Genomic DNA, 20,102 nt, shown 5'->3' on the forward strand with positions numbered 1-20,102 from the left:
GTAAAAAAATCAATCAGGCTTTGACTTTGACGTAGCGACCCGGGGCCGCTTCGATGACTTTGTATTTGGCCGCTTTGCCATAGGTTTTGGGCGCGGCAATTGGCTTGCCCGCATGCGTCTTGAGCCAGTCCGACCAGTCGGTCCACCAGCTGCCCGGCACTTCTTTGGCACTGGCGATCCAGCTGTTCACATCGGCAGGGAATTTGCTGCCTTCGCTCAGCCAGTGGCTGCGTTTTTTGGCTGCAGGCGGGTTGATCACACCGGCGATGTGGCCCGAGGCCCCCATGACGAAGCGTTTTTTGCCAGGCAAGACCTGGGTGCTGGCATAAGCCCCACCGATGGGCACGATGTGGTCTTCGCGCGAGCCGTAGATGTACACCGGCATGTCGACTTTGCTCAGATCAATGCTTTCGCCGCAGACTTTGACCTTGGCGGGTTTGACCAGGTTGTTCTCAAGGTAGGTGTGGCGCAAATACCAAGCGTAAAAAGGGCCAGGCAAGTTGGTCGAGTCGCTGTTCCAGTAAAGCAGGTCAAAGGGCGGCGGTGTCTCACCCTTGAGGTAATTGCCCACCACGTAGTTCCAGACCAAGTCGTTCGGGCGCAAAAAGCTGAAAGTCGAGGCCAAGTCCTGGCCCTTGAGCAAGCCGCCTTGCCCCATTTGCTGCTCACGGAACTTGACGAAGTTCTCGTCAATGAACACATCCAAAATGCCCGTGTCGGTGAAGTCGATCAGTGTGGTGAGGAAGGTCGCGCTGGCCACCGGTTTTTCACCCCGCGCGGCCAAAACGGCGAGAGCGGTCGACAAGATGGTGCCGCCCACGCAAAAGCCCAAAGCGTTGATCTTGGGTGCACCCGTGATCGCTTGCACGGTGTGGATGGCCTCAATGGCGGCGTGTTCGATGTAATCGTCCCAGCTTTTTTGCGCCATGGACTCATCAGGGTTGCGCCAGCTCACCACAAAGGTTCGGTGGCCCTGGCTGACGGCGTAGCGGATCAGTGAGTTTTCAGGCTGCAAATCCAAGATGTAGAACTTGTTGATGCAAGGCGGCACCAGCAAAAAAGGCTTTTCATAAACCTTGGCGGTCAGCGGTTTGTATTCGATGAGCTGGAAAAATTCATTTTCGAATACCACGGCCCCTTCGGTGGTGGCGACGTTCTTGCCCACCTCAAAAAGGCTTTCATCCGTCATGGAGACATGGCCTTGTTGCATGTCGTGCATCAGGTTCTGAATCCCTTTGGCAATGCTTTCGCCTTTTGTCTCAATAGCTTTCTTTTGCGCCTCGGCGTTGAAGGCCAAAAAGTTACTGGGTGCCGAAGCAGCCACCCATTGCTCGATGGCAAAACGGATGCGGGTGCGTGTTTTTTCATCCGATTCCACCGCATCGGCCAAACCCATCAGGGTTCGCGCGTTGAGTAAATAGGTGGCCGCATTGAATGCGGCCATCGGATTGGCGGCCCAAGCCTCCCCGGAAAAACGCCGATCTTTGACTTGGACTGAGCTTTGCAAGCCTTGATTCCACAATTCAGAGGCGTCTTTGAAATACTGCCCCTGCAGGGTGTTGAGCTTTTCCTGTGAGAATTGCAGTGGCGCGCCGGTCGGGGCTGTGCCCGATTTCAAGCCACCCAAGTCGATGGTTTGAAAATGCTGCATGGCCTGCCCCCAGCTTTTGGCCAGGCTTTGTTGAAAACCTTCACCCCATGGGGTCCCAAAGTCGGGTGTTGCTGAACTCATGCCAGTCTCCTGAAAGTTGTTTTTTTCATATCCGCTTCACTCAGTATCTTTCAATTTGATGTCGCCTAAATTACAAAGGCTAAAAAAATGTATTTGATCGTTATTGCTTGGCTGTACGTGACTTTGTTGATGGGATTGGCTGAAGCCTTTAGCACTCAAGGCACCGTATTGGGCGCCATCATCACCTTTCTGTTGTACGGTGCGCTGCCCATGTCCTTGGTGGTTTACCTGATGGGAACACCCTTGCGCCGCAAGGAGCGCTTGCGCAAAGCTGCGCAGGAAAGCGCGGCCTCAGGAGGAGAGCCAGATACAAGCGGCCATGCGGCCGGACTGCCCCAAAGTGGGGCTGTCTCGCCTGTGAGAAAAGAATCGGACTGAGTTGCTGACCGTGCACCAATCGGGATGGCCGTCGTTGCCATAAATCTTGTCAATCCCCAGTTGGCGCAATCGCCAACGCGCCAGTCCAGCCAAGTCGGCCAGCCATTTGCCAGGGCTCAAAGGCTTGAAGAGCGCTTGCGGGGCCGCATTGTGCTGACAAAAAGCCGCCCTCACCTCATCGCCCACCTCAAAGGCTTGCGGTCCTATGCAAGGCCCAAGCCACACCAAAATATCTTCTGACCGTGTCTGTTCCACCGGCGAAGTGCTGCGCAAGGACTCGAGCACGCCCTCCCCGGCCTGACCGGCCAAGCCGCGCCAACCGGCGTGCGCGGCGGCCACCCATTGGCCTTGGGTGTCACACATCAATACGGGCAAGCAATCGGCCACCATGATGGTGCAAGCCGCTTGCGGCCCTGTGGCGATACAGGCGTCTGCCTCGGTCCCGCTGCGGCTGTGCGCATCCAAATGGGCCACTGTCTGGCCATGGACTTGCTTCAGAAAAATCAGTGGTGCACCAACGGCACTCTGCAGCAGTGCCCTGTTGCTCTGCACATGGGCCAGCGCATCGCCCACATGGTCACCCAGATTCATGCTGTCCCATGGCGGTGCAGAAACACCGCCACGCCGGTCCGTCATCAGGGTCCGAACATGCGCAGGCGCCGGCCAGTCGGCCAGCCAACCCAAATCAGCCAAAGAGGTCATACAGGGGCATCCACACAGGGCATTGCCTCCCAACAAAGGAGGCATTTTCAAGTGGAAGGATAAACCTAAAAAGTGGCGCTTGACCCGCTCACACCGAGGTCCTCGCGCGCTTTTCATGTGTAATGCGGGTATGCCACGCCACCGCCCCGAGCCCCCACTGACATGGATTGACGTGGGGCAAGCCTTGCCCTCACCAGACCTCGCCTGGGGGGCACATTCCCCAGCCCCGGGCTTGGTCGCCGCCAGCGCTGACTTGTCGGCCAAGCGGCTGGTGGAGTCCTACAGCCAAGGGATTTTCCCGTGGTACAGCAGCGGCCAACCCGTGCTCTGGTGGAGCCCCGATCCTCGCATGGTGTTGCGGCCCAAAAACTTCAGGTTTCATCGCTCGCTGCGGCAGGCGATCAAAAGAGGGCTGCTTCAGCCGAACTTTTCCCTGTGTTTTGACCGAGATTTTCAACAAGTCATAGAGCGCTGCAGCCAAACCCCCAGAAAAGGACAGAGCGGGACTTGGATCGTGCCGGACATGGTCAAAGCCTACAGCGCCTTGCACGACATGGGACTGGCGCACAGTGCCGAACTTTGGATGGACGGTCAATTGGTGGCTGGACTTTATTTTGTGGCGCTGGGCCACGCGGTCTTTGGCGAGTCGATGTTCACCACCGTCACCGATGGCTCCAAAATGGCTTTGGCCTTGTTGGTCAGCGTTTGCCTTCAACACGGCATTGAGGCCATCGACTGTCAGCAAAACACCCAGCACCTGGCCTCGTTGGGCGCTTCTGAAATCAAACGCGACGCGTTTGTTGAGCATGTCCAGCAAGTGCGAGGCCATCCGCCGGTCCATTGGGCGGGTCAAACCCTATACTGGGATTTGTTGGCGAATTTGGACAATGTGACGTGACCCAATTGAACGAACTTCCCCTGCAGTCCCTGCAGTTTTATGCCACTGCAGCTTACGATTGCAGTTACCTGCCCGATCGCGCCGCCCGCTCCCAGGTGGCCACCCCCAGCCACCTCATCCACAACGAGGTGTATTCGGACTTGGTGGAGCAAGGCTTTCGCCGCAGTGGCATGTTCACATACCGTCCCTACTGCGATGGTTGCCAGGCCTGCAAGCCCTTGCGCGTCAACGTGGCAGCTTTTAAGCCAGACCGCAGCCAGCGCCGAGCATGGCGCGACCACCAACACCTGCAAGTTCGAATTCTCGATTTGCAATTTGACCCCGACCATTACGCCCTGTACTTGCGCTACCAAACCCATCGCCACGCGGGGGGTGGCATGGACCAAGACAGCGTCGACCAGTACCAACAATTTTTGTTGCAAAGCCGGGTCAACTCCAGAATCATTGAATTTCGGGCACCGGCGCCCAACGGGGCCTTGGGTGCGCTCAAAATGGTCAGCATTGTGGATGTGCTCAACCACGGCTTGTCCGCCGTCTACACCTTCTACGAACCGGAAGATGAAGCCAGCTATGGCACCTTTGGTGTGTTGTGGCAGATTGACCAAGCCCGCCAGTTGAAACTGCCCCATGTGTACTTGGGCTATTGGATAGAGGCCAGTCCCAAAATGAATTACAAATCTCGCTTCGCGCCCTGCGAAATCAGGGTCCATGGCCAATGGCAAGCCATGCCGTCAGCGTCTGAAATTTTCACAGTGTAAAATTTTAAGGCCACCCCACGACACCATGAAAAAAGACCCCGCCTTCACGCCGACACCCACCATCCAGGTCATCGAGCGCATGTTTTCGCTGATCGATGTCTTGGCCTCTCGCTCGGAAGCCATCTCACTGAAAGAAATCAGCGAAAAAACGGGCCTTCATCCTTCTACTGCCCACCGCATCTTGAACGATCTGGCCACGGGTCGGTTCGTTGACCGGCCAGAAGCGGGCAATTACCGCTTGGGCATGCGCCTTCTGGAGCTGGGCAATCTGGTCAAGGGCCGTTTGAACGTGCGCGACGCGGCTTTGGCGCCCATGCGCGATTTGCACAAATTGATCCAACAACCCGTGAACCTGAGCATGCGGCAAGGCGATGAAATCGTGTACATCGAACGCGCTTACAGCGAACGCTCTGGCATGCAAGTCGTGCGCGCCATTGGTGGGCGTGCCCCCCTGCACTTGACCTCCGTGGGCAAGCTTTTCTTGGCGGCCGATGACCCTTTGCGGGTGCGCTCTTATGCCACGCGAACAGGCCTGCTGGGACAAACGCGCAACAGCATCACCCAATTGCAAGTGCTCGAGCGTGAGTTGTCACGGGTCAAGCAATACGGCATCGCGCGGGACAATGAAGAGTTGGAGCTGGGTGTGCGCTGCATTGCGGCGGGGATTTACGACGACCAAGGCAAATTGCTGGCGGGTTTGTCCATCTCTGCACCGGCTGACCGTTTGGACGAAGGCTGGCTACCGAAGCTGCAGGCCACAGCACACGACATCTCCAGCACTTTGGGCTTCCACGGACAACACGGCTGAACAGCAACGTGCTGCAACACCCATCAAAAAACCCCGCCATGCGGGGTTTTTTGTGGGCTTGAGGCCTCTCAACCCGGTTGGTTGTCGGCCAAAGCGGAGTGTCGGGTCCCCGAGGCATTGGCCGATTTTTCAACCCAGCGGCGCACGCGCTCGGCATCCGCGATGCGGCTGAGCTTGCCGGCGGAATCCAAGAACACCATGATCAATTTTCGGCCAGAAACTTGGGCCTGCATGACCAAGCACTGACCCGCTTCCGAGATGTACCCCGTTTTTTGCAGGCCGATGTCCCAATTGGCACTCTTGACCAAGCGGTTCGTGTTGTTGTACTGAAGGGTACGGCGACCCACTTCAATTTCGCGACCATGCGAAGTCGACAGTTCGCGCAAAACAGGCTCTTTGTAGGCGGCGCCCACCAGAACAGCCAAATCGTTGGCGCTGGACTGGTTGCGACTGGACAAACCTGTCGGTTCAACGTACCGGGTGTCCGACATGCCCAAGGCTTGAGCACGCATGTTCATGCGTTTGACAAATTGATCCAAACCACCGGGGAAACTGCGCCCCAAAGCATGGGCCGCTCGGTTTTCGCTGGACATCAGCGACAGGTGCAGCAAGTCACCCCGGCTGAGCACCGTACCCACTGCCAAGCGAGAAGAACTGCCTTTTTCGGTGTCCACGTCGGCCTGGGTGATGGTGATCATTTCGGACATCGGCAAGTTGGCCTCCGAAATCACCAAGCCTGTCATGAGCTTGGTCAACGAGGCAATGGGCAAGACCGCGTTGTCATTTTTGCGAAACAAGACCTCGCGGGTGTCTTGGTCGATGACCAAAGCCACGCTGGAACGAAGGTCCAAAGGGTCCGATGATGCGTGCAGCCCCGCCAACTGCCCATGCGAGGCGCGCATGGGAACCGCAGGACGCTGCACGGCATCGAGCCGTTTGGCCTTGGTCTTGACTTGGGGAGTGGCCGCGCCTGGCTTCTTGTTGACCGCCTTTTTGACCGCTTTTTGGGCAACAACAGGCGGTTTCTTGGCGGTCGACGGTTTGTTTTGTGCCCAAACAGGCGCAGGCAACACGAAAGCCACGCACACGGCGCAAGCCCAAATGGCCATGGCCCATTTTTGGATGGTGGGCCCGCTCACTGGCGTTGACAAAGAAATACCTGATCGCATCGGGGACATTGTGGTTCTATCAATTGCTTAATCTTGTTTGAGTGTATCAAATAAAAAAAGTCACGCAAGAACAATGACTTGCGTGACTTTATTCAAGCCAGATAGTACGCCCTAAGGTTTCATTTCAGCCTTGCGCAGCCACCCGATCGGCTTTGCTCTGCAATTTATTGAGGGCACTGAGGTAAGCCTTGGCAGAAGCCACAACGATATCGGGGTCTGAGCCGACGCCATTGACCACGCGACCGCTGTTTTGCAAACGCACCGTCACTTCGCCCTGGCTCTCGGTGGAACCGCTGATCGCGTTGACCGAATACAGCACCATTTCAGCACCACTTTTGATGTGCGACTCGATGGCTTTCAGCGAAGCGTCCACCGGGCCATTTCCATCGGATTCAGTCCGAACCTCTTTGCCCTGAACCGTGAAAACCACCGCCGCATGAGGGCGTTCTCCGGTTTCACTGCGTTGGGACATGGAGACGAAGCCGTACTGCTCTTTTTCGGAGGTGACGCTCTCGTCGCCCACCAGCGCCAAGATGTCCTCGTCGAAAATCTCGCTCTTGCGGTCGGCCAATTCCTTGAACTTGGCAAAGGCGTTGTTGATTTCGGTTTCGCTGTCCAAAGTCACGCCCAGGTCTTGCAAACGCTGCTTGAACGCATTGCGGCCACTCAGCTTGCCCAGCACGATCTTGTTGGTGGTCCAACCCACGTCCTCGGCACGCATGATTTCGTAGGTGTCACGCGCCTTGAGCACGCCATCTTGGTGGATGCCAGAAGCATGGGCAAAGGCGTTGGCGCCGACCACGGCCTTGTTGGGCTGCACCACGAAACCGGTGGTCTGACTGACCATGCGGCTGGCGGCCACGATGTGGCTGGTGTCAATGCCGATATCCAGACCAAAGTAATCGCGCCTTGTCTTGACGGCCATGACCACTTCTTCGAGCGAGCAATTGCCCGCACGCTCACCCAAGCCGTTGATGGTGCACTCGACCTGCCGCGCGCCGCCGATCTTGACACCCGCCAAGGAGTTGGCCACGGCCATGCCCAAGTCATTGTGGCAATGCACGGACCAAATGGCTTTGTCCGAGTTGGGAACGCGCTCGCGCAAGGTGCGGATGAACTCGCCGTACAACTCAGGCACCGCGTAACCCACGGTGTCGGGCACGTTGATGGTGGTCGCGCCTTCCGCAATCACGGCTTCGAGAACACGGCACAAAAAGTCCATGTCGCTGCGGTAGCCGTCTTCAGGACTGAACTCGACATCGCCCACCAAATTGCGGGCAAAGCGCACCGACTGCTTGGCCTGCTCAAACACCTGGTCTGGTGTCATGCGCAGCTTCTTTTCCATGTGCAGGGGGGACGTGGCAATGAAGGTGTGAATGCGACCGCTGTTGGCGCCTTTGAGGGCCTCAGCAGCACGTGCAATGTCACGGTCATTGGCGCGGGACAAAGAGCAAATCGTGGAGTCTTTGATCGCGTCGGCGATGGTTTTGACGGCTTCAAAGTCACCATTGGAGCTGGCAGCAAAACCGGCTTCGATCACGTCCACACGCAGACGCTCCAGCTGGCGGGCAATGCGCAGCTTCTCGTCGCGGGTCATGGAGGCGCCGGGCGACTGTTCGCCGTCGCGCAAAGTGGTGTCGAAAATAATCAGTTTGTCAGTCATGTTCACTCCTGGTCAAAAACCCGCAAGTCCAAGCAAAAATGCAAAAGGCCCGATGCGGATGGCATTCGGGCCTTTTGGGAAAATGTTTGCGTGCGCTACACATCCCGCCCGATGGGCGCTAGCAGTAGAGCAATCAAAGAAAAGTTCATAGAAATACTTTATCACAGTTCAAAAACCAAACTGTCATTCAGCGGACATCACTGGTGCAAACCCCGCTCATCGGGCTCATCGGTGGAGGTGCTGATCATGCTGGTGGGTTGGCCTTTGGCCTTGCGCCAGATGTAAATCACATAACCACTCAATCCGTAGAGCACGAACAAACCGAACAACACCGTGGGCGGATCAATGTTCACCGCCGCAATGCCCAAGGCCACCAACACCAAAGTGGCAAACGGCACGCTCTTTTTCATGTGCATGTCTTTGAAACTGTAGAACGGCACATTGGTCACCATGGTCAAGCCCGCAAACATGCAAACGGCAAACATGCCCCAAGACACCGCTTTGGCGGGCACGGCGTTTTCAAACATGATCCACACAAAACCCATGACCAAAGCCGCTGCCGCTGGCGACGGCAAGCCCTGGAAATAACGCTTATCGACCACGCCCGTATTGACATTGAAGCGTGCGAGGCGAAGGGCTGCACATGCGCAGTAAACAAATGCGGCAATCCATCCCCAACGGCCCAACTCCTTCAAGGTCCAGACGTAGGCGATCAAGGCTGGCGCCGCGCCGAAAGACACCATGTCTGAGAGCGAATCCATCTGCTCTCCAAATGCGCTTTGGGTGTTCGTCATGCGGGCCACACGGCCGTCCAGGCTGTCGAGCACCATGGCGCTGAAGATACCCACGGTGGCCAAATCGAAACGGCCATTGATGGCCATGACCACAGCGTAAAAACCTGCAAACAAGGCCGCCAAGGTGATCATGTTGGGCAGCATGTAGATGCCCTTGGAGGGTTTGCGCACGGGCTGCACAACATCCGCCTCGTCAACCGTATTTTTATCGTTGATTTTGCTCATCGTCTATTCCTGTTGCGTTTTTCGGAGCCATCCCTTGTCAGCCAAGTTTAAGGCAGTCCAAGCTCCCAAGAAAAAGGCCACCGAGGTGGCCTTTTCCAATCGCAGACAAGCGATCAGTTGCGACTCTTGTCAACCAGCTTGTTCTTGGCGATCCAAGGCATCATGGCGCGCAATTGGGCGCCCACGACTTCGATGGAGTGCTCCGAAGTCAAGCGACGGCGGGCCGTCATGCTGGGGTAGTTGGTCTTGCCTTCCAAGATGAACATCTTGGCGTATTCACCCGTTTGGATGCGCTTCAAGGCATTGCGCATGGCGACGCGCGACTCTTCGTTGATGACTTCAGGACCGGTCACGTACTCGCCGTATTCGGCGTTGTTCGAGATCGAGTAGTTCATGTTGCCGATGCCGCCTTCGTAGATCAGGTCCACGATCAGCTTGAGTTCGTGCAAGCACTCGAAGTAAGCCATCTCAGGGGCGTAACCGGCTTCCACCAAGGTTTCGTAACCCATCTTGATCAGCTCCACCGCGCCACCGCACAGAACAGCCTGCTCGCCGAACAAGTCGGTTTCGGTTTCTTCTTTGAAGTTGGTTTCGATGATGCCGGCCTTGCCGCCACCGTTGGCCATGGCGTAGCTCAGGGCCAAAGCGCGGGCCTTGCCGCTCTTGTCCTGGTGAATGGCGACCAAGTGGGGCACGCCGCCGCCTTGGGTGTAAGTGTTGCGCACGGTGTGGCCTGGGGCCTTGGGGGCAACCATCCACACATCCAGGTCTTCACGGGGCACGACTTGGTTGTAGTGCACGTTGAAGCCGTGGGCAAACGCCAAAGAAGCGCCTTGCTTGATGTGGGGGGCCACATTGTTGTTGTAAACCTCGGCGATCATTTCGTCGGGCAACAAGATCATGACCACGTCAGCGGCTTTGACCGCATCGTTGACTTCCATCACGGTCAAACCGGCTTTGCCGACTTTGTCCCAAGATGCGCCGCCCTTGCGCAGACCGACGACCACTTTGACGCCGCTGTCGTTCAGGTTCTGGGCGTGTGCGTGGCCTTGCGAGCCATAACCAAGAATGGCAACGGTCTTGCCCTTGATAACGCTCAGATCACAATCTTTGTCGTAAAAAACTTTCACAGGGTTCTCCTTAGGAATAAAACAGGTTCAAGGGTTGAGTTTAGACGCGCAGGATGCGCTCGCCGCGCCCGATACCGCATGCACCGGTGCGCACGGTCTCCAAAATAGCGCTGCGGTCGATCGCCTCCAAAAAGGCGTCGTTCTTGGATTGGTCACCGGTGAGTTCCACGGTATAGCTCTTGTCGGTGACATCAATCACACGGCCACGGAAGATGTCGGCCATGCGTTTCATTTCCTCGCGTTCCTTGCCCACGGCACGCACTTTCACGAGCATCAACTCGCGCTCGGTGTAAGCACCTTCGGTCAGGTCCACGACCTTGACCACCTCGATCAGGCGGTTCAAGTGTTTGGTGATTTGCTCGATCACGTCGTCCGACCCCGTGGTCTGGATGGTCATGCGCGACAAGCTGGGGTCTTCGGTCGGGGCCACAGTCAAAGACTCGATGTTGTAGCCACGCGCCGAGAACAAGCCCACCACACGGGACAAGGCGCCCGCTTCGTTTTCAATCAGTACAGCGATGATGTGTTTCATGATTACAGGTCCTCCACGCCCATGAGCATCTCGGTGATGCCCTTGCCGGCCTGCACCATCGGGAACACGTTTTCTGTTGGGTCCGTTCGGATGTCCAAGAAAACCGTGCGGTCCTTGAGCCTGCGGGCTTCGCGCAAGGCAGGCTCCACATCCTCGGGTTTTTCAACCAAGATGCCGACGTGGCCATAAGCTTCGGCCAATTTCACGAAATTGGGCAAGGCGTCCATGTAGCTGTGGCTGTAGCGACCGGAGTAATCAATCTCCTGCCACTGGCGCACCATGCCCAAATAGCCGTTGTTCAGGGCCACCACGTTGATGGGCGTGTTGTATTGCAGGCAGGTCGAGAGCTCCTGAATGCACATCTGCACCGAGCCTTCGCCCGTCACGCAGAACACTTCGCTGTCTGGCTTGGCCAGTTTGATGCCCATGGCGTAAGGAATGCCCACACCCATGGTGCCCAAACCACCGGAGTTGATCCAGCGGCGTGGTTCGTTGAACTTGTAGTACTGAGCGGCCCACATCTGGTGCTGACCCACGTCAGAGGTGATGTACGCATCCGCGTCTTTTGTCATGTCCCACAAAGTCTCGATGACTTTTTGCGGCTTGATGACCAGCGCGTTGCTGTTGTCGTACTTCATGCAATCGCGTTTGCGCCAGCCTTCAACCGTTTCCCACCACTGCGCCAAGGCCTGTGGGTCGGGTTTGAGACCGGACTCACGGATCATGCCCATGAGTTCGGTCAGCACGTCTTTCACGTCGCCCACGATCGGCACATCGACCTTGACGCGCTTGGAGATGCTCGATGGATCGATGTCGATGTGGATGATCTTGCGGTCCACCGAAGCAAAGTGCTTGGGGTTGCCGATCACGCGGTCGTCAAAACGGGCACCCACAGCCAACAAGACATCGCAGTTTTGCATGGCGTTGTTGGCTTCAAGCGTGCCGTGCATGCCCAGCATGCCCAGGAAACGGCGGTCGGTGGCCGGGAAAGCGCCCAAACCCATCAAGGTGTTGGTGACCGGCACGTTGAGCATGTCCACCAAGGCACGCAACTCGGCACTGGCGTTGCTCAGCAACACGCCGCCACCCGTGTAGATGTAGGGGCGCTTGGCCGACATCAACAACTGCAAAGCCTTGCGGATCTGGCCGCCGTGGCCCTTGCGAACCGGGTTGTAAGAACGCATCTCCACCGACTCGGGGTAGCCCGAATACAGCGTCTTGTTGAAAGAAACATCCTTGGGCACATCCACCACCACAGGGCCAGGCCGGCCGCTGCGTGCAATGTGGAACGCCTTTTTCATGACCTCGGCCATGTCTTTGGCGTCTTTGACCAGGAAGTTGTGCTTGACGATGGGGCGGGTGATGCCCACGGTGTCGCACTCCTGGAATGCATCCAAGCCAATGGCCGCAGTGGGCACTTGGCCACTGATGATGACCATGGGAATGCTGTCCATGTAAGCCGTGGCGATACCGGTGACAGCGTTGGTCAGGCCGGGCCCGGAGGTGACCAAGGCCACCCCCACTTCGCCCGTGGCACGGGCAAAACCGTCGGCTGCATGCACAGCCGCTTGCTCGTGACGCACCAGGACGTGCTGGATGGTTTCTTGCTTGTAGAAAGCGTCGTAGATGTGCAAAACAGCACCGCCGGGGTAACCCCAGACGTATTGCACGTTTTCAGCTTGGAGCGCTTTGACGAGGATTTCTGCGCCGCGCAATTCTTGAGCGCCCGCAGGGGTGTTGGCCGTGTCGGCCTTGTTCATTTCCATATTCAACCTTTGTGAATTTCTCTAACGAAAAACCTTGGGTGCCCCTGGGCTCGACTCTTGTGAAGTGGCTTTGGGACTTAAGACCACAGACATGGGCACCAAACTGTAAAAGTGCCGGACGGTGATCCGTTTGCTTTTTTTCAATTGCAATCGCGCATTATCGCATTTGTCCAGCCCCTGTCTTTAAATTCAAGGAAGGGAGGGATCCGGTGCCATAATTATTCAGATCTGATCGGGCGTGGCACAAGCCAACCTTTCGGACTTTTTTCCTCCCTGACAGCGCGTCCTTGGCGTGCGACTACTTCTTTGGCATCCGACTCTGAACTTGCAGACTTTCTGAAAAACATGGAAAAAAAGGCGTTCAAGCGCACTTTCTACCATGTCAGAAACGAAGATGCAGCCTTGGACATCTTGCAAGACAGCATGATCAAGCTGTGCACGCATTACGCAGACAAGCCCTCGGCAGAACTGCCCTTGTTGTTTCAGCGCATCCTCTCCAACACCACGCTGGACTGGTTTCGCCGACAAAAAACAAGAGGCGCTTTGTTTACCAATTTGGGCGATTTCAAAACCACGGATGGAGATGGCGAGTTTGACCTGCTGGAGGTGAGCAACAACCCCAGTGAAAACGCTGTCTCAGAAAGCGCCGAGGACTGGGTGGGCCGGGTGCAAACGCTGGAACACATTGAAACCGCCGTCATGGCTTTGCCTGCACGTCAACGAGAAGCCTTCTTGCTGCGTTATTGGGAGGAGCACGACGTGGCGCAAACCGCGGCAGTGATGGGCTGCTCAGAAGGCAGCGTCAAAACCCATTGTTCTCGGGCAATCCAAGCCCTGAGCAAAGCATTGGGAATACAAGGAATCAGACCATGAAACAAGCGACCACTTTCACTCAAGCCCAAATGGATGAATTGGGCCACTATTTTTCGGGCCAACTCACCCTCGCCAGCACAGATTTGTCACACGACATCTCCGAGCGCCTTCGCGTCGCTCGGCAATTGGCCATCGGTCATCGCCAACCTGCCCTTCAAATCCGACGGGCTCACAACCAGCAGGTGCATGCAAACGGCACGTTGACGGCATCGGGCGATGAAGGCTTGGGGCTTTGGAGTGTTCTGGCCTCATCTGTACCCCTATTGGCTTTGGTGGCGGGCCTTTTGACCATTCAGTGGTTGAAAGATGAGCACATCGCTGTGGAAATCGCGGCCACAGATTCCGCGCTTTTGACCGATGAGTTGCCCCCTCATGCCTACACCGATGCCGGGTTTGCCCAGTTCTTGAAGCTCAACCCCAAAAACGCGGACCAGCATGATTGAGCTGCACGGGGTTCGCTTTTTCCTCCTGAAAACCTGTCTGACCATCGGTTTAGGCGGCTTTGGGGCGGCGGCATGGCTGAATGCGACGGCGCAAACCAGCTTGCCCCATACGGGTGTAACGCCACCTGGACCTGCAACTGCCAACGCCAGCGCCCAGCCACTTGCGCCAACGCCCTCCGTGTCCAGTGCTTGGCGGCAGCTGACGCCCATGCAAAGACAAGCGCTGGCCCCTTTAGGCGCCCAATGGGGTGCCTTGAGTGCCCAGCAACAAGCCAAGTGGCTGACCCTTTCTAAGAATTTCAACCAATTGCCTGTGGCCGATCAGGTCACCATGCATTCACGCATGGCCGATTGGGTGGATTTGAGCCCCCAGCAACGCAACTTGGCGCGTTTGAACTTCAATCAGTTCCAAAACTTGCCCAAGGAAGACAAAAAGGCCGCTTGGGAAGCCTACCAAGCGCTGCCTAAAGAAGAAAAGCGTTTGCTCAGTTCAGGCTCACAAGGTCCCACCAAAAGTGCGGCGCCCACCATCAAGCCGGTGGATGCCCACCGCCAAGTCCAAACCGCTGTCAAAGCCTCTTCAAGCAGCCCCCATGCAGCGGCAGCCATCGACCGCAAAACCCTGTTACCACGACAGCCGACGGCGGTCTCACCCAAGCAAGGCACACCTTTGCCCGCAGCGACAGACCCCTCCGAAGAGCTCAAGCCCTCCTCTGAAACGGCTCCCTCATGAAGCTTCAGCCCGCCAGCAGCGCTCCTGTGCAGGACATGTCCACCCCATCGCTCAAGCGGCGCATGGCTTGCTGGCTTTACGAAGGCATGCTTTTGTTTGGCGTCATGGTGTCCTCTGGGCTGGTTTATTTTGTGGCCGCCTATTGGTTGACGGGATTGGCGCCTGGCGAGATGAACGTCCACCCCCAACTCAAATCGGGCTTGCAGGCCTCTAGCTTTTTGGTTTTGGGTCTGTATTTCATTTGGATGTGGCGGCGCGGTCAGACCCTGGCCATGAAAACCTGGCGGATTCAAATTGTGGACACCGAAGGTCAAAAAATCAGCCGGAAAACGGCCTTCAAACGCTACCTCACGAGCTGGATTTGGTTCATCCCGCCGTTGGCAGTCTCCTCCGCGTTGGGGCTGCCCGTCGTCGAATTGACGGTTTTGACCTTGGGCTGGGTGGCCATCTGGGCTGTCCTCAGCCGCTTTCACCCCAAAGGCCAGTTTTGGCATGATGCCCTCTCAGGGACCCGGCTGATCACGACAGCCACCTGAATTATTGATTTTTCCCGCGCCATGCAAGAACCCACCACCGCCCCCTCCCCCAACAACCCCGTCAATCCGCAAAAGGCCCGAAAAGGTCTCAGCCGCGTGCTGCATGCAGGGGGCTACTCCCTTCAAGGGCTGCGCGCTGGCTGGGGAGAGACGGCGTTTCGACAAGAAGCCATCTTGGCCATGGCCTTGCTGCCCCTGGCTTTTTGGCTGGGACAAAACTGGGTTGAAACGGCCTTGCTGGCCGGAACGGTGCTGCTGGTCATGATTGTGGAGTTGCTCAACACCTGCATCGAATCGGCCATTGACCGGATTGGCCCAGAGTGGCATGACCTGTCCAAACGGGCCAAAGACATGGGCAGCGCTGCCGTGCTGCTCAGCCTGCTGCTGTGTTTGGGGGTTTGGATCGGCGCACTTTGGCAGCGTTTGGCATGACACAGACGGACGCCCTCACCGCCAATCAGGCATCGCCTGCCTTTTCGCTCTGCGTTTATTGCGGCTCCAAACCCGGCAACCAAGCCGCATTTTCACAAATGGCCGTACAGGTGGGCACTTGGATTGGCCGTCATGGTGGTCAATTGGTCTACGGTGGCGGACGCAATGGCCTGATGGGATTGGTGGCCGAAGCTACTTTGGCGGCAGGTGGCACGGTGATCGGCATCATCCCCCGAGCATTGGTCGAAAAAGAATGGGCACACCACGGCTGCACAGAACTCCATGTGGTCGACACCATGCACGAGCGCAAACGGCTCATGGCCGAAAAATCCGACACTTTTTTGGCCCTGCCAGGCGGCATTGGGACGTTCGAGGAATTGTTTGAAGTCTGGACTTGGCGCCAACTGGGTTACCACGACAAACCCATCGGCATTTTGAACGGCCTTGGCTACTACGACAGCCTGCTGGGATTCATCGCACAGGTGGTCGAGCAAGGGTTCATGGGCGACTGGCAAACCGAATTGGTGCGCGTGGGCACCGAGCCTGAACCGCTGCTGCGCAGCTTGGTGGAGGCGGCTGGGTTTGCGCCGCGCGCCCTCACCGAGAAGATCTGACGCCCTTCAGATCGCTGTCTCGTCCTGCTCGCCTGTGCGGATGCGAACCACGCGCTCGACAGAGGTGACAAAAATCTTACCGTCGCCGATCTTGCCTGTGCGAGCCGCCTTGATGATGGCATCCACACAGCTGTCCACATCGTCGTTCTTCACCACCACCTCGACCTTGACCTTGGGCAGAAAGTCGACCACATACTCGGCACCCCGGTACAGCTCGGTATGGCCTTTTTGGCGGCCAAAACCCTTGACTTCGGTCACGGTCAGACCTGTCACACCGCATTCGGCCAAGGCCTCACGCACTTCTTCCAGTTTGAAGGGTTTGATGACGGCGGTGATCTGCTTCATGGGGAAAGTCCTCAAAAAATGGTGTTTGCCCGTTCAGGCGCGGAATTGGTTGGTCATAGGATAACGCCAATCTTTGCCAAAACTGCGGTGCGTGACACGAATGCCCACAGGCGACTGGCGGCGCTTGTATTCATTGAGCTTGATCAGCCGAGTGACTTTTTCCACATCGGCCCGCTCAAAGCCATCGGCAATCAGTGCCTCGACGCCCTCGTCGTTTTCCATGTAGCGCTGGATGATCGCGTCCAGCACCTCGTAAGCCGGCAGGCTGTCCTGGTCTTTTTGGTCTGGGCGCAGCTCGGCGCTGGGCGGGCGGGTGATGATGCGCTCGGGGATCGGTTGGCTGCCCGTGCCATAGGGATCGTTCAGGTTGCGCCAGCGGGCCAGATCGAACACACGGGTTTTGACCACGTCCTTGATGACCGCAAAACCACCGGCCATGTCCCCATACAAAGTGCAATAACCCGTGGCCATCTCGCTCTTGTTGCCGGTGGTCAGCACAATCGCCCCGGTCTTGTTGGACAGCGCCATGAGCAAGGTGCCGCGAATGCGGGCCTGGATGTTTTCTTCGGTGGTGTCTTCTTTCAGGCCCTCAAACTGCGCCGACAGCGCCTGCTTGAAGCCATCAAACAAGGGGGCGATCGAGATTTCGTCGTAGCGCACGTTCAAACGTTTGACCATCTCGCGCGAGTCGATCCAACTGATGTCGGCCGTGTAAGGCGAAGGCATCATCACCGCATGGATCTTGTCAGCCCCGATCGCATCCACCGCGATGGCCAGCACCAGCGCCGAATCGATGCCGCCCGACAGGCCCAAAATCGCGCCTTTGAAGCCGTTTTTGCCCAAATAGTCGCGCACACCCAGCACCAGTGCATCCCACAACTCGGCATCAGCACAGGCCATGGGCACCAGAGCGTCTGGCTCAGCGCTCAGATCCACACCTTTGGCACCCGCTTGCACCTGGACCGTCATGGCCGCTTCGCGAAAGCCCACGGCCCGCGCCACCGCCTGGCCTTGGGCGTTCAGGGCAAAGGAGCGGCCTTCAAAGATCACCTCGTCTTGACCACCGACCAAATGCGCATAGATCAGGGGCAAACCGCTGTCGGCCACGCGCTCACGCATGCGTTGCTCACGCTCGGGGCCTTTGCCTGCATGGAACGGCGAGGCGTTCAGCACCGCCAGCACCTGCGCGCCTGCGTCCCGCGCCAAGCGGGCCGGCTCGTCAAACCAAGCGTCTTCGCAAATGAGCAAACCCACCCGTACGCCCTCGACCTCGAACACGCCCACCCCATGGCCGGGTGTGAAATAGCGCCGCTCGTCAAACACTTGGTAGTTGGGCAGCTCGCGCTTGTCGTAAGCGCAGACCACCTGACCCTCGCACAGGACGCTGGCGCGGTTGTGGCGTCGCGTCACGGCCACGCTGCGGGTGCGCACGCCGCCGCCCTCAGGGTGCCCCACCACCACATGCAGGCCCTTTAACCCAGCCAGTTCGCGGGCCACCGTTTTCAGGGCATCATCGCAGGCGTCAATGAAGGCTGGGCGCAACAACAGGTCTTCGGCCGCATAGCCGCAAATCGACAACTCGGGCGTGATCAACAGCCTGGCGCCCTGCGCGTAAGCCGCAGTGGCAGCGTCGATGATTTTGCGGGCGTTGCCCGGCATGTCACCGACGACAAAGTTGAGCTGGGCCACACGAATTTGGAGAGTCATACAGGTGCTGGAAAATTTGAGCTTGAATTATGTCACCCGGGTGCAAGACGACCTGAGCGGCATCGCGCCTGAAGCCTGGGACGGCCTGCTCGCTCGGCAAGACGCCCCATCCCCCTTCATGCGCCATGCCTATTTGTCGGCCATGCAGGCCAGCGGCTCGGCCGTCCCGGAGACCGGCTGGACACTGCAAGTGATCAGTTTGTGGCGTGACACACCCACGGGCCCAGCACTTGCCGCCGCCTGCCCGCTCTACCTCAAGACCCATTCAAGGGGCGAGTACGTGTTTGACCACGCCTGGGCTGAGGCCTACGAGCGCCATGGCCTACCCTATTACCCCAAGGCACTGGTGGCCTCGCCCTTCACGCCGGTGCCAGGCAGCCGCTTGATGGCCGAAAGTGATGCCGCTCGGCGAGCGCTGCTGGCCGCCTTGTTGTCGCTGTGCCAAAGCAACGACATCCCCTCGCTGCACATCCTCTTTGGCAGCCAGCAAGACCTACTGGCCTGCGAACAAGCCGGCCTGCTGCAACGTGACCAGGTGCAGTTCCACTGGCAAAACCAAGGCTGGCGCGACTTTGATGACTTTTTGGCCAGCCTGACGCAAGAAAAACGCAAAAAAATCCGGCAAGAACGCCGCAAAGTGGCCGATGCAGGCGTCCGTTTCCGCGCCGTTCCTGGCCCGGACATGACGGGCGAGGACTGGGCGCTTTTGTTGCGTTGCTACCAGCAAACCTATTGGGAGCATGGCAACGCGCCCTATCTGAAGCCCGGGTTTTTCCAAGCCATGCGGCGTGGCATGGCCGCCAATTGGCTCTTGTTTGTGGCCGAACACGAGGGTCAAGCCATCGGCATCAGCCTGATCGGCCTCCAATTGAACGCCGCCGGCCAGCCCGAAGTGGCCTATGGCCGTTACTGGGGAGCCCTGGCGCGAGTGGACTGCCTGCACTTTGAGGCCTGTTACTACCAACCCATTGACTGGTGCATCCAGCACGGGGTGCAGCGTTTTGAAGGCGGCGCTCAGGGCGAGCACAAAATGGCCCGCGCCCTGCTGCCCACCCCCACGCACAGCGCCCACTGGCTGGCGCAGCCAGCGTTTTCAGAGGCCGTGGCTAGGTTTTTGGAGCGGGAAAAAGCGGGCATCGACAATTACATGGAAGCCCTGCAGCAGCATTCGCCTTTGAAAAAGCCGCAGTGAACCCAAAGCAAAACGCCTGCGCGGCGCAAACCGGGCAGGCGTTCATCGTCTCCCGTGGCTTCACACAGAAACCACGGGGTCAGACCCCTCAGGCCTTTTGGTAATTGGCGATGCCGTCCATCAATTCCTTGGCGGCGGATTCCACACCTTCCCAGCCCTTGACCTTGACCCACTTGCCTTTTTCCAGGTCTTTGTAGTGCTCAAAGAAGTGGGCGATTTGCTTGAGTTGCAACTCGTGCACATCGGCCAGGGCCTTGATGTTGGCGTAGATGGGCAGGATTTTCTCGGTGGGTACGGCCAAAATTTTGCCGTCCATACCGCCTTCGTCTTCCATCAACAAAATGCCGATGGCGCGGCACGACACCACCACACCGGGGGGCAAGGGGAAGGGGGTCATGACCAGCACGTCCACCGGGTCACCGTCACCGGCAATCGTTTGCGGCACATAGCCATAGTTGGTGGGGTAGTGCATGGCCGTGCCCATGAAACGGTCCACAAACAAAGCGCCGGACTCTTTGTCCACCTCGTACTTCACAGGATCGGAGTTCATCGGGATTTCGATGATCACATTGAATGCATCGGGCACTTTGCTGCCGGGGGTGACTTTGTTCAGGGACATGGTGTCTGCTTTTGAAAGTTGAGAAGAAACGAAAAATCCTAGGGATTAACCCC

At 57.7% G+C, this 20,102-nt stretch carries 21 protein-coding genes; 10 read left to right on the forward strand and 11 right to left on the reverse strand.

All coding sequences use genetic code 11. From position 1 onward, the window contains the following. Window positions 1–13 precede the first annotated feature (13 nt). Together B9Z31_RS00220 and pgeF are read right to left on the reverse strand one after the other, a co-directional pair. Entirely contained in the window at window positions 14–1,732 is a 1,719-nt protein-coding gene (locus B9Z31_RS00220; protein WP_100117574.1) for an alpha/beta hydrolase, read from the reverse strand. Window positions 1,733–2,023: 291 nt separating this feature from the next. Continuing rightward, window positions 2,024–2,812: a peptidoglycan editing factor PgeF gene (pgeF, locus tag B9Z31_RS00230; protein ID WP_100117576.1), complete on the reverse strand. Its 789-nt coding sequence runs from the start codon at window positions 2,810–2,812 to the stop codon at window positions 2,024–2,026. Window positions 2,813–2,942: 130 nt separating this feature from the next. Between pgeF and aat the strand changes: the two genes are divergently transcribed. From aat to B9Z31_RS00245, 3 genes are read left to right on the forward strand one after another with little or no spacing between them, the layout of a single operon-like run. Further along, window positions 2,943–3,710: a leucyl/phenylalanyl-tRNA--protein transferase gene (gene aat / locus B9Z31_RS00235; RefSeq protein ID WP_100117577.1), complete on the forward strand. Its 768-nt coding sequence runs from the start codon at window positions 2,943–2,945 to the stop codon at window positions 3,708–3,710. After that, the gene (locus B9Z31_RS00240; RefSeq protein WP_100117578.1) at window positions 3,707–4,468 is read left to right on the forward strand and encodes an arginyltransferase; all 762 of its coding nucleotides are present in this window, start codon (window positions 3,707–3,709) and stop codon (window positions 4,466–4,468) included. The genes aat and B9Z31_RS00240 overlap by 4 nt, the downstream gene beginning before the upstream one ends. A gap of 25 nt (window positions 4,469–4,493) precedes the next feature. Continuing rightward, window positions 4,494–5,276: an IclR family transcriptional regulator gene (locus B9Z31_RS00245; RefSeq protein ID WP_100117579.1), complete on the forward strand. Its 783-nt coding sequence runs from the start codon at window positions 4,494–4,496 to the stop codon at window positions 5,274–5,276. Between the two features lie 68 nt (window positions 5,277–5,344). Here the strand turns inward: B9Z31_RS00245 and B9Z31_RS00250 are convergent, their stop codons facing one another. The 6 genes from B9Z31_RS00250 to B9Z31_RS00275 all read right to left on the reverse strand — a co-directional run bounded on the left by B9Z31_RS00250 (window position 5,345) and on the right by B9Z31_RS00275 (window position 12,555). After that, window positions 5,345–6,385: a serine hydrolase gene (locus B9Z31_RS00250; RefSeq protein WP_233200578.1), complete on the reverse strand. Its 1,041-nt coding sequence runs from the start codon at window positions 6,383–6,385 to the stop codon at window positions 5,345–5,347. A 184-nt stretch (window positions 6,386–6,569) separates the two neighbouring features. After that, a complete protein-coding gene (locus tag B9Z31_RS00255; RefSeq protein WP_100117580.1) occupies window positions 6,570–8,108 on the reverse strand; it encodes a 2-isopropylmalate synthase in 1,539 nt (512 codons plus the stop codon). A gap of 197 nt (window positions 8,109–8,305) precedes the next feature. Further along, a complete protein-coding gene (pssA, locus tag B9Z31_RS00260) occupies window positions 8,306–9,127 on the reverse strand; it encodes a CDP-diacylglycerol--serine O-phosphatidyltransferase (protein WP_369804603.1) in 822 nt (273 codons plus the stop codon). Window positions 9,128–9,240: 113 nt separating this feature from the next. Beyond that, on the reverse strand, window positions 9,241–10,257 hold the full coding sequence (ilvC, locus tag B9Z31_RS00265; RefSeq protein ID WP_100117581.1) for a ketol-acid reductoisomerase: 1,017 nt from the start codon (window positions 10,255–10,257) through the stop codon (window positions 9,241–9,243). Window positions 10,258–10,297: 40 nt separating this feature from the next. Then, window positions 10,298–10,789 carry an acetolactate synthase small subunit gene (gene ilvN, locus B9Z31_RS00270; protein WP_053175395.1) on the reverse strand — a complete coding sequence of 164 codons (492 nt, stop codon included), beginning with the start codon at window positions 10,787–10,789 and terminating at the stop codon, window positions 10,298–10,300. A gap of 2 nt (window positions 10,790–10,791) precedes the next feature. Continuing rightward, the gene (locus B9Z31_RS00275) at window positions 10,792–12,555 is read right to left on the reverse strand and encodes an acetolactate synthase 3 catalytic subunit (protein ID WP_100117582.1); all 1,764 of its coding nucleotides are present in this window, start codon (window positions 12,553–12,555) and stop codon (window positions 10,792–10,794) included. Between the two features lie 306 nt (window positions 12,556–12,861). Between B9Z31_RS00275 and B9Z31_RS00280 the strand changes: the two genes are divergently transcribed. The 6 genes from B9Z31_RS00280 to B9Z31_RS00305 are packed head-to-tail and all read left to right on the forward strand — an operon-like array spanning window position 12,862 to window position 16,186. Further along, window positions 12,862–13,428 (forward strand): RNA polymerase sigma factor, encoded by a 567-nt coding sequence (locus B9Z31_RS00280; protein WP_100117583.1) that lies wholly within the window; start codon window positions 12,862–12,864, stop codon window positions 13,426–13,428. Next, the gene (locus tag B9Z31_RS00285) at window positions 13,425–13,871 is read left to right on the forward strand and encodes a DUF3619 family protein (RefSeq protein ID WP_100117584.1); all 447 of its coding nucleotides are present in this window, start codon (window positions 13,425–13,427) and stop codon (window positions 13,869–13,871) included. Before B9Z31_RS00280 ends, B9Z31_RS00285 begins: the two co-directional genes overlap by 4 nt. Beyond that, window positions 13,864–14,604, forward strand: a complete 741-nt coding sequence (locus tag B9Z31_RS00290; protein ID WP_100117585.1) for a DUF3106 domain-containing protein — start codon at window positions 13,864–13,866, stop codon at window positions 14,602–14,604. Before B9Z31_RS00285 ends, B9Z31_RS00290 begins: the two co-directional genes overlap by 8 nt. Beyond that, entirely contained in the window at window positions 14,601–15,140 is a 540-nt protein-coding gene (locus B9Z31_RS00295) for an RDD family protein (RefSeq protein WP_255408618.1), read from the forward strand. The genes B9Z31_RS00290 and B9Z31_RS00295 overlap by 4 nt, the downstream gene beginning before the upstream one ends. Before the next feature lie 21 nt (window positions 15,141–15,161). Next, window positions 15,162–15,572: a diacylglycerol kinase gene (locus tag B9Z31_RS00300; RefSeq protein ID WP_100117586.1), complete on the forward strand. Its 411-nt coding sequence runs from the start codon at window positions 15,162–15,164 to the stop codon at window positions 15,570–15,572. Continuing rightward, complete coding sequence (locus B9Z31_RS00305; protein WP_100117587.1) at window positions 15,569–16,186, forward strand: TIGR00730 family Rossman fold protein; 618 nt, start codon at window positions 15,569–15,571, stop codon at window positions 16,184–16,186. Before B9Z31_RS00300 ends, B9Z31_RS00305 begins: the two co-directional genes overlap by 4 nt. A 6-nt stretch (window positions 16,187–16,192) precedes the next feature. Here the strand turns inward: B9Z31_RS00305 and B9Z31_RS00310 are convergent, their stop codons facing one another. Together B9Z31_RS00310 and B9Z31_RS00315 are read right to left on the reverse strand one after the other, a co-directional pair. Continuing rightward, on the reverse strand, window positions 16,193–16,531 hold the full coding sequence (locus tag B9Z31_RS00310; RefSeq protein ID WP_019425321.1) for a P-II family nitrogen regulator: 339 nt from the start codon (window positions 16,529–16,531) through the stop codon (window positions 16,193–16,195). Between the two features lie 33 nt (window positions 16,532–16,564). Beyond that, window positions 16,565–18,238, reverse strand: coding sequence for an NAD+ synthase (locus tag B9Z31_RS00315; RefSeq protein WP_100117588.1), 1,674 nt, complete (start codon window positions 18,236–18,238; stop codon window positions 16,565–16,567). 4 nt (window positions 18,239–18,242) lie between these two features. Here B9Z31_RS00315 and B9Z31_RS00320 point away from each other — a divergent pair, with 4 nt between their 5' ends. After that, entirely contained in the window at window positions 18,243–19,430 is a 1,188-nt protein-coding gene (locus tag B9Z31_RS00320) for a GNAT family N-acetyltransferase (RefSeq protein ID WP_233200582.1), read from the forward strand. Window positions 19,431–19,518: 88 nt separating this feature from the next. On the opposite strand, the gene ppa is transcribed toward B9Z31_RS00320, so the two are convergent. Further along, a complete protein-coding gene (gene ppa, locus B9Z31_RS00325; RefSeq protein WP_100117589.1) occupies window positions 19,519–20,049 on the reverse strand; it encodes an inorganic diphosphatase in 531 nt (176 codons plus the stop codon). Window positions 20,050–20,102 lie beyond the last annotated feature (53 nt).

It is taken from the genome of Limnohabitans sp. G3-2, assembly GCF_002778275.1.
Classification (GTDB): Bacteria; Pseudomonadota; Gammaproteobacteria; order Burkholderiales; family Burkholderiaceae_C; genus Limnohabitans_A.

Bases quoted from the DNA above. Each gene is read 5' to 3' on its own strand.
- B9Z31_RS00220 (WP_100117574.1), bottom strand. From the start codon at position 1,732: ATGAGTTCAGCAACACCCGACTTTGGGACCCCATGGGGTGAAGGTTTT.
- pgeF (WP_100117576.1), bottom strand. From the start codon at position 2,812: ATGACCTCTTTGGCTGATTTGGGTTGGCTGGCCGACTGGCCGGCGCCT.
- aat (WP_100117577.1), top strand. From the start codon at position 2,943: ATGCCACGCCACCGCCCCGAGCCCCCACTGACATGGATTGACGTGGGG.
- B9Z31_RS00245 (WP_100117579.1), top strand. From the start codon at position 4,494: ATGAAAAAAGACCCCGCCTTCACGCCGACACCCACCATCCAGGTCATC.
- B9Z31_RS00250 (WP_233200578.1), bottom strand. From the start codon at position 6,385: ATGGCCATTTGGGCTTGCGCCGTGTGCGTGGCTTTCGTGTTGCCTGCG.
- B9Z31_RS00255 (WP_100117580.1), bottom strand. From the start codon at position 8,108: ATGACTGACAAACTGATTATTTTCGACACCACTTTGCGCGACGGCGAA.
- pssA (WP_369804603.1), bottom strand. From the start codon at position 9,127: ATGAGCAAAATCAACGATAAAAATACGGTTGACGAGGCGGATGTTGTG.
- ilvN (WP_053175395.1), bottom strand. From the start codon at position 10,789: ATGAAACACATCATCGCTGTACTGATTGAAAACGAAGCGGGCGCCTTG.
- B9Z31_RS00275 (WP_100117582.1), bottom strand. From the start codon at position 12,555: ATGGAAATGAACAAGGCCGACACGGCCAACACCCCTGCGGGCGCTCAA.
- B9Z31_RS00285 (WP_100117584.1), top strand. From the start codon at position 13,425: ATGAAACAAGCGACCACTTTCACTCAAGCCCAAATGGATGAATTGGGC.
- B9Z31_RS00290 (WP_100117585.1), top strand. From the start codon at position 13,864: ATGATTGAGCTGCACGGGGTTCGCTTTTTCCTCCTGAAAACCTGTCTG.
- B9Z31_RS00295 (WP_255408618.1), top strand. From the start codon at position 14,601: ATGAAGCTTCAGCCCGCCAGCAGCGCTCCTGTGCAGGACATGTCCACC.
- B9Z31_RS00300 (WP_100117586.1), top strand. From the start codon at position 15,162: ATGCAAGAACCCACCACCGCCCCCTCCCCCAACAACCCCGTCAATCCG.
- B9Z31_RS00305 (WP_100117587.1), top strand. From the start codon at position 15,569: ATGACACAGACGGACGCCCTCACCGCCAATCAGGCATCGCCTGCCTTT.
- B9Z31_RS00310 (WP_019425321.1), bottom strand. From the start codon at position 16,531: ATGAAGCAGATCACCGCCGTCATCAAACCCTTCAAACTGGAAGAAGTG.
- B9Z31_RS00315 (WP_100117588.1), bottom strand. From the start codon at position 18,238: ATGACTCTCCAAATTCGTGTGGCCCAGCTCAACTTTGTCGTCGGTGAC.
- ppa (WP_100117589.1), bottom strand. From the start codon at position 20,049: ATGTCCCTGAACAAAGTCACCCCCGGCAGCAAAGTGCCCGATGCATTC.